At 68.0% G+C, this 13,537-nt stretch carries 8 protein-coding genes; 4 read left to right on the top strand and 4 right to left on the bottom strand.

The window, feature by feature from the left end; all coding sequences use genetic code 11:
* Positions 1 to 201: 201 nt before the first annotated feature.
* The 4 genes from EX20_RS13320 to EX20_RS13305 form a co-directional block, all read right to left on the bottom strand.
* Complete coding sequence (locus EX20_RS13320; protein WP_034193835.1) at positions 202 to 3,639, bottom strand: transglutaminase family protein; 3,438 nt, start codon at positions 3,637 to 3,639, stop codon at positions 202 to 204.
* Positions 3,640 to 3,732: 93 nt separating this feature from the next.
* The gene (locus tag EX20_RS13315) at positions 3,733 to 4,707 is read right to left on the bottom strand and encodes a transglutaminase family protein (RefSeq protein WP_034193834.1); all 975 of its coding nucleotides are present in this window, start codon (positions 4,705 to 4,707) and stop codon (positions 3,733 to 3,735) included.
* An 8-nt stretch (positions 4,708 to 4,715) separates the two neighbouring features.
* Positions 4,716 to 5,657, bottom strand: coding sequence for an alpha-E domain-containing protein (locus tag EX20_RS13310; protein WP_011881959.1), 942 nt, complete (start codon positions 5,655 to 5,657; stop codon positions 4,716 to 4,718).
* Positions 5,658 to 5,725: 68 nt separating this feature from the next.
* Entirely contained in the window at positions 5,726 to 7,141 is a 1,416-nt protein-coding gene (locus EX20_RS13305; RefSeq protein WP_011881958.1) for a circularly permuted type 2 ATP-grasp protein, read from the bottom strand.
* A gap of 574 nt (positions 7,142 to 7,715) precedes the next feature.
* On the opposite strand from EX20_RS13305, the gene EX20_RS13300 reads away from it, so the two are divergent.
* The 4 genes from EX20_RS13300 to pgaA all read left to right on the top strand — a co-directional run bounded on the left by EX20_RS13300 (position 7,716) and on the right by pgaA (position 13,536).
* On the top strand, positions 7,716 to 8,708 hold the full coding sequence (locus tag EX20_RS13300; RefSeq protein ID WP_034193833.1) for a LysR substrate-binding domain-containing protein: 993 nt from the start codon (positions 7,716 to 7,718) through the stop codon (positions 8,706 to 8,708).
* Between the two features lie 665 nt (positions 8,709 to 9,373).
* A complete protein-coding gene (locus EX20_RS13295) occupies positions 9,374 to 9,805 on the top strand; it encodes a hypothetical protein (RefSeq protein ID WP_034193832.1) in 432 nt (143 codons plus the stop codon).
* A 62-nt stretch (positions 9,806 to 9,867) separates the two neighbouring features.
* Positions 9,868 to 10,632, top strand: a complete 765-nt coding sequence (locus EX20_RS13290; RefSeq protein WP_034193831.1) for a hypothetical protein — start codon at positions 9,868 to 9,870, stop codon at positions 10,630 to 10,632.
* A gap of 102 nt (positions 10,633 to 10,734) precedes the next feature.
* Entirely contained in the window at positions 10,735 to 13,536 is a 2,802-nt protein-coding gene (gene pgaA / locus EX20_RS13285) for a poly-beta-1,6 N-acetyl-D-glucosamine export porin PgaA (protein WP_034193830.1), read from the top strand.
* The last annotated feature ends 1 nt before the right edge of the window (position 13,537 follow it).

Genomic DNA, 13,537 nt, shown 5'->3' with positions numbered 1-13,537 from the left:
GTCGGCGAGATCGTCGGGGTATAAGGGCGGCACGGTCAGGGCGTTGCGTCGTCAGGATGGGATGGCAGCTGCGCGCTGCCGCCCGGCATGCGGTCACGGCCGGCGCGTCGGCCGGCCGCGGCCTGTCGGCATCCTAGCACCTGACGCGGCGTGCCGGGGGCGCGCGAAACACGCATCGTGGTCCGTCCTTTCATCGGCGATTCAGGGCCGTCGCAGGTCGAGCGTGAACGGAAATTCACGGCTCGGCGCGACCGGCGATACGGCCATCCGCCCCGGCGTATGCCCCATCGCGACGAAGCGCGCGAGCCGCCGGCTCTCGGCCTCGTACGCGTTCACCGGGAACGTCGCATAGTTGCGGCCGCCCGGATGCGCGACGTGATACCGGCAGCCGCCGAGCGAGCGCTCGAGCCACGTATCGACGATGTCGAACGTGAGCGGCGCATGCACGCCGATGGTCGGATGCAGCGCGGACGGCGGCGCCCATGCCTTGTAGCGCACGCCCGCGACGTATTCGCCGGCGGTGCCGGTCGGCTGCAGCGGCAGCGCGCGACCGTTGACGGTCACGACGTGCCGGTTGTCGTTGAGCCCCGTCACGCGCACTTCGAGCCGTTCGAGCGACGAATCGACGTAGCGCACGGTGCCGCCGGTCGCCCCCTCCTCGCCCATCACGTGCCACGGCTCCAGCGCGCCGCGCAGCGACAGCTGCATCCCGTTCACCGCGATCTGCCCGAACAGCGGGAAGCGGAATTCGAAATGCGGCGCGAACCACGCCGCATCGAATGCGAAGCCGGCATCGCGCAACTCGGCGAGCACGTCGTCGAAGTCCATCTTCAGGAACGCGGGCAGCATGAAGCGATCGTGCAGCGCGGTGCCCCAGCGCGTGAGCGGCGTCGTGTACGGCGCGGCCCAGAAGCGCGCGACGAGCGCGCGCAGCAGCAGTTGCTGCACGATGCTCATCCGCGCATGTGGCGGCATCTCGAACGCGCGCAGCTCGAGCAGCCCGAGCCGCCCGGTCGACGAGTCGGGCGAATACAACTTGTCGATGCAGAACTCGCTGCGGTGCGTGTTGCCCGTCACGTCGATCAGCAGGTTGCGCAGCACGCGGTCGACGAGCCACGGCGGCATGTCCTGGCCATACAGCAGCTTGTTGCGCTGGATCTCCGCGAACGCGATGTCCAGCTCGTACAGCTGGTCGTTGCGCGCTTCGTCGACGCGCGGCGCCTGGCTCGTAGGCCCGATGAACAACCCCGAGAACAGATACGACAGCGACGGATGGTTGTGCCAGTACGCGATCAGGCTCGCGAGCAGGTCGGGGCGGCGCAGGAACGGGCTGTCGGCCGGCGTCGCGCCGCCGAGCACGAAATGGTTACCGCCGCCGGTGCCGACGTGCCGGCCGTCGACCATGAACTTCTCGGTCGACAGGCGCGACTGCCACGCGGCGTCGTAGAGGAATTCGGTCTGGTTAACCAGCTCGTCGAAGCTCTTCGCCGGATGGATGTTCACCTCGATCACGCCGGGATCGGGCGTGACCTGCAGCAGCTTGAGCCGGGCATCGCGCGGCGGCGGGTAGCCTTCGAGCACGAGCTTCACGTCGAGCGCGTGCGCGGTCAGCTCGATCGCCGCGAGCAGTTCGAGATAGTCCTCGAGCGCGGCGAGCGGCGGCATGAACAGATACAGGATGCCGTTGCGCACCTCCGCGCACAGTGCGGTGCGCGTGATCCACGCGGCCGATTCGAAGCGCTCGGGGCGGCGCTGTGCGTCGTGCTCCCCATGCTCCCCGCGCCCACCGTCGGCCGGCCGGCCGCGTTCGACGCTGCCGTCGCTGCGCCACTGCATCACCGTATGTGCCGACGCTTCGCGCTGCACGCCGGCCAGGTAGCGCGGCGCGTCGGCGGCGCCCGCATGACGCGCGCGGAACGCGGCCGCGTCGGGCAGCACGTCGCGCGGCGCGAACGGATCGCGCTCGACGAGATACGGATAGTCGGCATCGGCGACCCACGGCAGCGAATCGAGCGGCAACCGATAGCCCATCGGCGAATCGCCCGGCACGAGGTACATCCGCTCGTCGCGGAAGAACCACGGGCCGGTCTGCCAGCGCGGACCGTCGAGTGCCGCCCCTTCGTCGACGCGCTTGATCGGCAGCACGTAACCGACCACGCTGTCGAGTTGCCGGTCGAACACCTTGCGCAGTCGCGCGCGTTCGAGCTCGTCGTCGAGCCGCGAGTCGAACGGATCGACGTTGACGGGCAGCCGGCGCTCGCGCCACAGGTAGTACCACACGTCCTCGTAGCCGGGTACGACGAATTCGTCGGTCAGGCCGAGGCGCGCGGCCAGTGCGTCGATGAAGCGCTTCGCGTCGTCGGTCGTGCATGCGGACGGTTCGCGCTCGTCGGCGAACAGCGACGGGTCGTGCCACACCGGCTGGCCGTCGGCGCGCCAGTAGATCGACAGCGCCCAGCGCGGCAGCTGCTCGCCCGGATACCACTTGCCCTGCCCGAAATGCAGGAAGCCGCCGTCGCCGTATTCGGCGCGCAGCCGCTGCACCAGCTCGGTCGCGTAGCCGCGCTTGGTCGGGCCGAGCGCATCGGTGTTCCATTCGGCGCCGTCGCGATCGTCGATCGACACGAAGGTCGGCTCGCCGCCTTGCGTCAGCCGGACGTCGCCTGCCGTCAGCGCGCGGTCGACCTGCGCGCCGAGCGTGCGCACGGCGTCCCACTGCGTGTCGGTATACGGCTTGGTCACGCGCGGCGATTCGTACACGCGCGTCACCACCATCTCGTGCTCGAACGCGACTTCGCATTCGTCGATCAGCCCCTCGACCGGCGCCGCGCTCGTCGGCTGCGGCGTGCAGGCGAGCGGAATATGCCCTTCGCCGGCGAGCAGCCCTGAGGTCGGATCGAAACCGATCCAGCCCGCTCCCGGCAGATACACCTCGCACCATGCATGCAGGTCGGTGAAATCGACCGACGTGCCGCTCGGGCCGTCGAGCGCCTTCACGTCGGGGGTCAGCTGGATCAGATAGCCGGACACGAACCGCGCGGCGATGCCGAGATGGCGGCACAGCTGCACGAGCAGCCATGCGCTGTCGCGACACGAGCCCGATGCGAGCTCGAGCGTCTGCTCGGGCGTCTGCACGCCCGGCTCCATCCGCACCAGATAGCCGATGTCGCCCTGCAGCTGCTGGTTCAGCGCGACGAGGAAGTTCACGGTGCCGGCCGGCGTGCGGTCGACGCCGTCGAGATAGGCGCGGAACAGCGGCGCCGCGCTCGTCTGCGCGTCGCACGCGAGATATGGCGCGAGCTCGGTCTTCAACGCGTCGTCATAGCTGAACGGATATTGCTCCGCGCTCGCTTCGAGGAAGAAGTCGAACGGGTTGTACACCGACATCTCGGCCACGAGGTCGATCGTGACTTCGAAGTGTTCGGTGCGCTCCGGAAACACCAGCCGCGCGAGATAGTTCGAGAACGGATCCTGCTGCCAGTTGATGAAATGCTGCGCGGGCTCGACCGTCATCGAATACGAGAGGATCGGCGTCCGGCAGTGCGGCGCGGGCCGCAGCCGCACGATCTGCGGCCCGAGGTTGATCGGCCGGTCGTAACGGTAGCGGGTGGTGTGATGCAGCGCGACGTGGATGGGCATGGGAGAGCCGCTCGGTTCGGGTTGAGCCGGCCGCGCATCGCGCGTCGCCGCCGATACGGCGGGACGGCGCGGCGGCCTGGGCAGAGTTGCGGGTCAGACGAGTTCGGGCGACTGCACGACGCTGATCTCGACGCCGACGGTGCTCGCGCCGAGCCCCGTCACGGGCTGCGCGTCGCGATAGTCGAGGCCGACGGCGATGCGCACGTAGCGCTCGTCCGGGCAGCGGTTCATGAACGGATCGAAGCCGACCCAGCCGAGCCCTTCGACATGAGCCTCGGCCCACGCGTGTCCGGCCGGCTGCTGCATCAGCGCGGCCGGTTGCGGCTGTGCGCCGAGCGCCGCCAGCGGCACGCGCTGCGACTGCGCGGCGTGCGACGCGCCGAGCACCTGCTGCATGCCGTCGGCGCTTTGCAGCGCGAGCATTTCCTCCTGTTCGCCGTCCGCTGCACTCTGCTTCGAGTCTGCCATGCGCTGCATCGCGCCGTCGGCGAGCACGTAGCCCGAGATGTAGCGCGCCGGCACCTTCAGCGCGCGCGCGGCCGCGATGAACGCATGCGCATGATCGCGGCTCGTGCCCTCGCCGTTTTGCAGCGCCGTTTCGGCATCGACGGGCGCGTCGGTCAGATTCGGTGCATACGCGATGCGGCCGTGCACTTCCGTCATCAGCCAGTGCAGCGCATCGAGGCTGTGCGGCTCGATCGGCAACGCCTGCGTCAACTCGCGCACGGTGTCGCCGACCTTCGTGAGCGCGGTCTCCCGCTCGAAGATCCACGGCGGCGCATAACCGTCCTGATTGCCGAGAATGCCCGCGCGGTCCTGCGTCTCGACGACGCCGGCGGCGACCACGACGATCTCCGGCTTCGCGCCGCGCTCGTGACGCACGAGATCGACGCGGTTGCCGAGCCCGTCCGCATAGGACAACGTCGGCTCGACGCCGTCGATCGTCACCTGCCACGCACGCACCGTCTGCCCCGGCCCGGATTGCGGCCGCAGCCGCAGCCGCTGCAGCGCGTGGGACGCCTGCTCGTCGAACTGATAACGCGAGATGTGTCGGATAGCGAGTCGCATGGCAAGTCTCAGTCGAAGTTGTAGGCCTGGGCGATGTCGACGCCGAGGCTGTTGTTGCGGCCGATGAAGTCGGTCAGGAACTCGTGCAGGCCGCTCTTGAAGATCCGCTCGACCGACGTGTCGGACAGCATCTGCAGGATCTTGGTGGCCGTGTCGTGACACGGATGTGTCACGCCGTAATCCTTCGCGAGCAGGTTCAGGCTCGACACCACGCGCCCGTAGCAATAGCGCAGCGAACGCGGCATGCGGCCGTTCAGGATCAGGTAGTCGGCGATGTTCATCGGCTTGTACTGGACGTCGTACACCCAGCGGTACGAACGGTGCGCGGCCACGCAGCGCAGGATCGTCTCCCACTGGTAGTTGTCGAGAATCGTGCCGACGTGCGACACCGACGGCAGCAGCAGGTGGTACTTCACGTCGATGATCCGCGCGGTGTTGTCGGCGCGCTCGACGAACGCGCCGATCTGCGCGAAATCGAAGATCTCGTTGCGCAGCATCGTGCTGTAGAAGCTGCCGAGGATCAGCGCGGTCTCGCGCTTCACTTCGTCGAGCACCGCGGGCAGCGCGCTCTCCGGCACCGGCCGCGCGAGCGCCTGGCGCAGCGCGAGCCACGCGCCGTTCACGCTCTCCCACGCCTCGCGCGTCAGCGCCGTGCGCACCATCCGCGCGTTCGAGCGCGCGGCTTCGATGCACGACAGCACGCTCGACGGATTGTCGCGGTCGCGCAGCAGATAGTCGGTCACGGTGTCGGCGGCATACGCGTCGTATTTGCGCCGATAGCCGTCGTCGGCGCCCGAGCTGACCAGCACCGACGACCATTCGGCCGGCGCGTCGGACGTGCGCGTGAGCGCCATCCGCAACCCGGCGTCGACGATGCGCGCGATGTTCTCCGCGCGCTCGATATAGCGGTACATCCAGTACAGACCGCTCGCAGTTCGTCCCAGAAGCATCTCGTGTCCACTCCGTCTTCGTTCGGTTCGCGCGCCGGCTGTGGCGCGCGCGTGCGTGCGTTCCCGGCTCAGTCGGCCAGCACCCAGGTGTCCTTGGTGCCGCCGCCCTGGCTCGAGTTGACGACGAGCGAGCCTTCCTGCAGCGCGACGCGCGTGAGGCCGCCGGGCGTGATGCGGATGCGGTCCGACACCAGCACGAAGGGCCGCAGGTCGACGTGGCGCGGCGCGAGGCCGGCGTCGGTCAGGATCGGCGTCGTGGACAGCGCCAGCGTCGGTTGCGCGATGTAGTTCGCCGGCCGCGCGCGCAGCTTCGCGGCGAACGCGGCGAGCTCGGCCTTCGACGCGCACGGGCCGACCAGCATCCCGTAGCCGCCCGAGCCGTGCACTTCCTTCACGACCAGCTCGTCGAGATGGGCGAGCACGTATTCGAGGCTGTCGGCGTCGCCGCAGCGCCACGTCGGCACGTTCTCCAGCAGCGCCTTGCGGCCGGTGTAGAACTCGACGATCTCCGGCATGTACGAGTAGATCGCCTTGTCGTCGGCGATGCCGGTGCCGGGCGCGTTCGCGATCGTGATGTTGCCGGCGCGGTAGACGTCCATGATCCCGGCCACGCCGAGCACCGAGTCGGGCCGGAACGTGAGCGGATCGAGGAACGCGTCGTCGACGCGGCGGTACAGCACGTCGATCGCGCGAAAGCCTTCGGTCGTGCGCATCGCGACGCGGCCATCGATCACCTGCAGATCGCTGCCTTCGACGAGATGCACGCCCATCTGGTCGGCGAGGAACGAATGTTCGTAGTACGCGGAGTTGTGGATGCCCGGCGTGAGCACGGCGATGGTCGGATTGTCGGCGTTGCCGCCGGGCGGGCACACGGCCGCGAGCGACTGGCGCAGCATCTGCGGATAGGTCTCGACCGGGCGTACCTTGACCTGCTGGAACAGCTCCGGAAAGAGCTGCATCATCGTCTCGCGGTTCTCCAGCATGTAGGACACGCCGGACGGCGTGCGCGCGTTGTCCTCCAGCACGTAGAACTGATCTTCGCCGGTGCGCACGATGTCGACGCCGATGATGTGCGTATAGACGTTGCCGGGCGGCCGGAAATCGATCATCTCGGGGATGAACGCCTCGTTGTGCGCGATCAGATGCTTGGGCACGATGCCCGCGCGCACGATCTCCTGGCGATGGTAGATGTCGTCGAGGAAGGCGTTGAGCGCCATCACGCGCTGCTCGATGCCGAGCGACAGGCGGCTCCATTCGGCGCCCGAGATGATGCGCGGCACGATGTCGAACGGGATCAGGCGCTCGGCCGCCTGGGCGTCGCCGTAGACGGCGAACGTGATGCCCGTCCTGCGGAACACGGCCTCCGCATCGTGGGCCTTCTGGGCGAGGCTGGCAGGGTCCTGCGTGTCGAGCCACTGCTTGAGGCGCGCATAAGGCGCCCTCACCATGTCGCCGGATTGCAGCATTTCATCGAATGGCTTCATCGATCTTTTTCTCCATCGATCATTCTTCCCGGCATTGCGCATGCCGGACCGGCGTAAATACTGCTTTGCAAGGACCGTGCCTTGCCGTACCCGTGCGTTTCCCCCGTTTTGCACCGCCCCGCGCACGCTTGCGCGCCATGCCGCACCATGTCGGTGCAACGGCGGCCCGGCGCGTCGCATCGACAGCGTGCAATTGCGCGATCACCGCGCCAGACGTCGAACTTAGTGCGCGTGCGTGTCACGCGTATGCAATCTGCACCGCGACGATTCGCCGGCACGCCGCGGCCCCGAATCGCGGCTGAAGCGGGCCGGCCACGGTTGCCGCGGCCGGCCCTTGGGGAAGTACCGTCTGCGGCGCCCGGTTCGACGCGATGAACTAACCGGTTAGCCGGTTCCGGCGTCTCAAACTTATGCAGCCGTAATGCCGCCGACAATGCCCATGCATATTTCGACTGACACCGATCGAAAAAAAACATCGGTCTGCTCGCGGCGAGGCGCGGTACGCTAGAAAGTTCGTGCAGCGAATCCGTGGCGCCGCGCCGTGGGCGCCCGACTATAAAAAGCGAAGAAAGAAATGGAAGCAAAGTGGCTGGAAGATTTCCTGAGCCTCGCGGATACCAAGAGTTTTTCCCGGGCCGCGCGTCATCGGCACCTGACGCAGTCGGCATTCAGCAGACGAATCGCCGCGCTCGAAACTTGGATGGACGCCAAGCTGGTCGACCGCAGCATCAACCCGGTCGCGCTGACGCCGGCCGGACAGATGTTCCGCGCGCTGGCGGCGGACATCCTGCGCAGCATGTACGCGGCACGCAACCTCGTGAACGGCTACGACCAGTTCGCCGCCAGCGATCAGGTCGTGCGCTTCGCGGTCGCGCATACGCTGGTGTTCACGCTGTTTCCCGAATGGCTGAAGCAGTTGAACGGCGAAGTCGGCAATGTGACCGCCCGCGTGAATGCGGTGAACGTGCCGGAAGGCGTGCAGCAGCTCGTCGAAGGTGAATGCGATCTGCTGCTCGGCTATCACCATCCGCAACTGCCGATCGTGCTCGATCCCAACCATTTCCCGTTCGTCACGCTCGGCGTCGAGCGGATTCTGCCGGTGTCGACGCCCGATGCGCACGGCAAGCCCGTATTCGAGCTGCCGGGCGCCGCCGATGCGCCGCTGCCGCTGCTCGCCTACTCCTCCGGCGCGTTTCTCGGCAACGTCGTCGAAATGCTGCTGCTGAATGCGGCGGGGCCGTATGCGCTGCACCGGTGCTTCGAGACGCATATGTCCGAGGCGCTGAAAGGCATGGTGGTGGCCGGCCACGGAATCGGCTGGCTGCCGGAGAGCTGCGTGGCGAAGGAGCTCGCCGACGGCTCGCTGGTGCGCGCGGGGTCCGCCGAGTGGGTCACCGAGCTGGAGATCCGGCTGTACCGCTCGGCGCGCCAGCGCGGGCTCGCGGCCGAGCAGCTGTGGACCTACATCATGAACCGGCCACGCGCAGCGAACGACGCCGCCGTGGGCGGCCAGTCGCCTGCCACGGCAGCGGTGCGCGTCGCGCGCGGCAGCGCGCGCGGGCGGTAGCGGCGTCGCGGTTCGCGGGGTACGTCGGCGGCGATCCTGCACGCGCCGGCCGATCGCCCAGGCGGGCGCGGCTGCACATTTTTCGAGCCTGTGCCGGTAAATATGCAGGCCGCCGCACGCGCGATCAAATCGGCCGTCACACCAAACGTTTGCGAATCCGGACCGCCGTTATTGCCGAATGCAAAATCGATCGCCGCCGCTGCGCGATTCGTATGCCGGAAATACCTCGTTACAAAACAAAATAAAAATCTCGACTTGCGCGCAATGGTGATAATCACCAAAAACGTCGCACCCTCATTTACTACCGATTGAATCTGTACATTCGCCGTCACTGCAGCGTCTCGAATACAGACGCAAATTTTTCTTTTATCAGTCGTTATTCTTCAGCACGAAGTTCGGTACGACTATCACACAGAGACCTGCTTCCTGCCATTCCTACCGCGGCCCAATTTCGACGACCGGAAATAGCGACTTTGTTCAGAGCTGATTCATTTCGTCCAATTAATCCATATTCCGTTTAAATAATACCTTTAAAGCGCGTCCGATATCCGCCACCCGTGGTTGTTTGTTCAAAATCCATCGTGTATCAATAGCGTGTCGCAAAAGAACGCCGTTAATTTCGACCCGGAATAAATCAGTGCGATGAATTCCGGATGGAGGTGACAATGTCTTCCTCGTCGCTCAAGGAGCATGCGCGCGTGCTCGTCGGCGTCGTCGCATTCGCATGTCTCGCGCATGCCGGCGCCCAGACGCAGCCAGGCGGCGGTGCACCTGCGTCGGGCATCGCGCCCGGTCGCTACATGATTTCGTACATCTGCGGCGACGCACGCATCGACGGAACCGCGCCGCTACCGCCTGACGGTCGCCCGTACAACCTCGGCGTGTCGTTCGTGTCGGGCGGCACCGGGCAGCCGCTGTCGAACGTTCAGGTGCGGCTCAGACGACATGGCCGCGTACTCGTCGAGTTCAAGTCGAGCGGGCCGCGCTGCCTGTTCAGCGTGCCTGACGCGAGTTACCGGATCGAAGGAACCTATGCGGGCGCGACACAGTTCGCGGTCGTCGAAACGGGGGCGCTCACCACGCAACTGAAGTGGTAGGCGCCGGCCGATCGCGCGCGGTTGCGCCATCCATCGGATCCGCGCGCACCGAGGAGCATCGAATGACTCGTGGAGAACGACCGGGCGACTCCCCCGCCGGGCCACCGAAACCCTCGTGGGGCCCCGGCAGGAATGCGGCGCTCAGCGTCGTGGCGTTTGCCGCGATCTTCGGCGCGTTTGCGCTCGTCGAGCGCAACCCGGGCCGCGGCCACGCAAGCATCGCCCGCGACGTGGCGGGCGAGATCGGCACGGCCGTCGGCAGGTATCGCAACGCATTCGTCGCCGCGTCGGCACCGGTCGGCGCCGCATCGACGGCCGCGCTGTCGGCGTCGCTCATCCCGCCTGCATCGGCCGCGGACGCGGAAGCGGCCGCCGCACCGCAAGCGGACGCCGGTTCCGCCGCGAAACCGCCGCGCGGTGCGGACCCGCGGCACGCGGCGCTCGCGACGAGCCCGCACGACACATCGGGCGGCGCGCGCGTAACGGACACGGGCGACACGCACCGGACGTCGCGTTCGCCAGCGCCGGGGCACACGCGCAGGCACCGCGCGGCTGCGTCGCAACTGCGGCCCCCACCGCAACAGCAGCTTCCTGCGCAGCCGCCCGCGCCGGCGCAGTCGTATCTGACCGACGCGGCCCGGATGGAGACCACCAGCGTCACGCACGACGAGCTCGCAAGCGCTCGTGCGCTGGCAAGAGCGCGCCGGTGCGCGCAGCTCGACCAGTGGCAATGCGTCGAGCAAAACGCGAGCCGTGCGCTCGCCATCGATCCGACGAATAGCGAATCGCGTGCGCTGCTTGGGCAAGCGATACGCAATCGTCTGTAGACGGTCCACGGCCGGCGGGCATGGCCGCCCGCCCGCGCGATCGCGGCGACGTGCGTCGCCGGGCGCGCAACGGTCGTGACCGATTCGGACAGAGGAGACATCGTGGCCAGCAATCGCCAGCAACAATGCACGTCCGTCGCGCCGCCCAACCGGCGGATCCTGCTGCATGCGCCCCTGCTGTTGCTGCTCGTCGCGTCGGGCTCGTGTCTGGCCGGCGAAGGCGATGCGTCAGCTCTCGGCGCTCGCGAAATCGCCGAGGCCGACGCCGGCGGCGGGCGCGATGCGCTGCCGCCCGATATGCAGCCGGCCGGTACGACGGTGCAAGTCGTGCAGGTGGCCGACGCCGAGCCGCCCACGGCGCCGACCCCGATCGCCCGGGCCTCCGATGCATCGATGCAGGTCGCGCAGGCGCCGCAGGCGTCGCGCCTGCAAGCGTCGGCGAGGCCGACCACGGTCGTCGTCGAGCCGGATACGTCGCCGCCAAGCGAACCGCGTGCGGTCGAGCCGGCGCTGGCCGCTCCGATTCGGTCGATGGACGCGGTCGGCACGTCGGACGCCGCCTCCGCGGACACGATGCCGGACACGACGCCGGCCGCTGAGCATACGCCGGATGGATCGCTGCACAGTTCGCCGGGTGCGGCTGAGTCGATGTCGTCGGTGTCCTCGATGTCGTCGCCACCTTCACCACCCGCTACACCGCCGACGCGCACGCCTACTGCGCCGCCTACATCCGCGTTCGCCCTGCCCCAACCGCCCACGCCAGCACAGCCCACACCGGCCACGCCGCAACTGCTAGCCCAGGCCGCGCCCCCCGCTGCACCGACCCGAACCGCCCCGGCATCCGCCCCGCCGCTGCCGGACGCGCCCACCCTGCGGCCGCCCGGCGCGCAACCGTCCACGCTCGACGCGCCGAACTCGCTGTCGCCCGGCGCCCAGCTCCCCGGCGATACGCCGCAGCGCTCGCAAGGCCCCGACGTCGAGGCGCCGAACGCGCAGGCGCCGAACCTGCGAACCGCCGACGTCGCCACCGTGCGCAACGACGTATTCGGCCTCGCGGCGAGCGGCGGCGCGGTCAAGGCGCTCGAGGAAGCGAAGGCACGGCCCGACGCATTCTCGGCGGTCGACGTCGCGCAACTGGATGAACTGTCGATACGCCAGCAGGTACGCGGCGGCCGCGACAAGTCGCGCTCGATGACGAGCGCCGACCGCTTCGACGGGATCGACGACGCGCTGCGCGCCGCCGACGATCTCGACCAGCGGATGCCGCCGACCCCCGAGTATTCGCCGGTCCGCACCGCGCTCGCCGGCGACCGCACGATCGCGCATGCGGCACGCGGCGACATGAAAACGGCCGTCGCGACGTTCGAGACGATCCCATCCAACGCGGAGATCTCGATCGACGCGCTCGCGGCCGTCGGCGATGCCTACCTGTACCTGAGCGAACCGGCCAAAGCGCACGCCGTATACGAGCGTGCGCTGAAACAGGCCACCGCATCGCCGACGGACCGCGCGACCCGCGGCTTCCAGTACGGCGCCCGCACGCGCGCGATCGAACTGCGCGAAGGGCTGTTCTGGTCGTACGTCGACCAGGGCCGCGCGGCCGACGCCGGAAAAGTGCTCGACGACATGCGCACGTCGCTGCCGCCCGCGAAGGAGGTACGCAACTACGGCCCGGAAGAAAGCGATTATTTGCGCTACTACCGGCTGCGCGCGCAATACCTGATCGTCACGGGGCACGTCGACGAAGGGATCGCCGCGCTCGAACAGCTCGAGAAGGAGGTGCCGTTCAATGCGGAAATCCGCGCGGCGCACGCCGACGCGGTGTCGGGCCAGTCGCATCCGCGCCAGGCGATCTCGATGTACCGCGCCTCGCTGACCGATCATCCGGACAGCGTCGAGATGCTCGCCGGTCTCGGCCGCGCGGCGCTCGCGGCCGACGACTACGCGAGCGCGAAATACGCCGATCGGACGCTCGGCAACACGTTCCCCGACAGCGGCGCCGTGCGCGGCTTCAAGCGCGACTACAACGCCTATCGCAGCCCCGTGTTCACGACGGAACTGAGCTACGAACACGGCAACAGCGCACTGGCCGACAACAGCTTCACGTCGGACAGCTTTCTGTACTCCCAGCCGTTCGGCGACAACTGGCGCGTGTTCTCGCACACGTTCTTCGGCTACGCGCAGACCGATGCCGGCAGGATCAGCCGCACGCGCACCGGCGTCGGCGGCGACTACCGGCACGGGCCGCTGACCGTGCAGGCGGAAGCCACGCGCTCGCTCGGCACCGATGGCCGAACCGGCGGCCGCGGCACGATCGCCTACGCGCTGAACGACTACTGGACCGTGAGCGGCGCGCTCGACAGCAACGACAACTCGCTCCCGTGGAAGGCCTATGCGGCGCACATCTGGGGCCGCTCCGCGAACGTCGCGGTTGTGTATCGCCAGAACGATCGCCGCGAGGTTCGGCTCAGCTACGGCGTGAACCGCTACAGCGACTCGAACCTGCATCAGGAGATCGCGGCGAGCGCGACGCAGCGCGTGTACACGTCGGCCAACCAGCTCGTCAACGTGTCGCTCGATCTCGGCACCGACAGCAACACGCGGCAGGACGCGCCGTACTTCAGCCCCGGCCGCGACTATGCGGCGGCCGCCACCGTGATGCACCAGCTGATGCTGTGGAAGAAGGGCGACATGGGATTGCAGCAGCGCGTGTCGGTGTCGGGCGGCATGTACAACGAGCGCGGTTTCGGCACGAGCGCGCTGTGGAGTGCGCGCATCGAACACGCGTGGACCTTCAAGCGCGACATCACGCTCAGCTACGGCATCGAGGTGAGCAGCCACGCGTACGACGGCCAGCGCGAGCGCTCCGAAACCGGCTTCCTGTCGGTCAACCTGCCGTTCTAGC

Origin of the sequence: Burkholderia sp. WP42, from assembly GCF_000745665.1 — a bacterium.
Classification (GTDB): domain Bacteria; phylum Pseudomonadota; class Gammaproteobacteria; order Burkholderiales; family Burkholderiaceae; genus Burkholderia; species Burkholderia vietnamiensis.
This window is presented reverse-complemented; position numbering and strand designations above follow the sequence as displayed.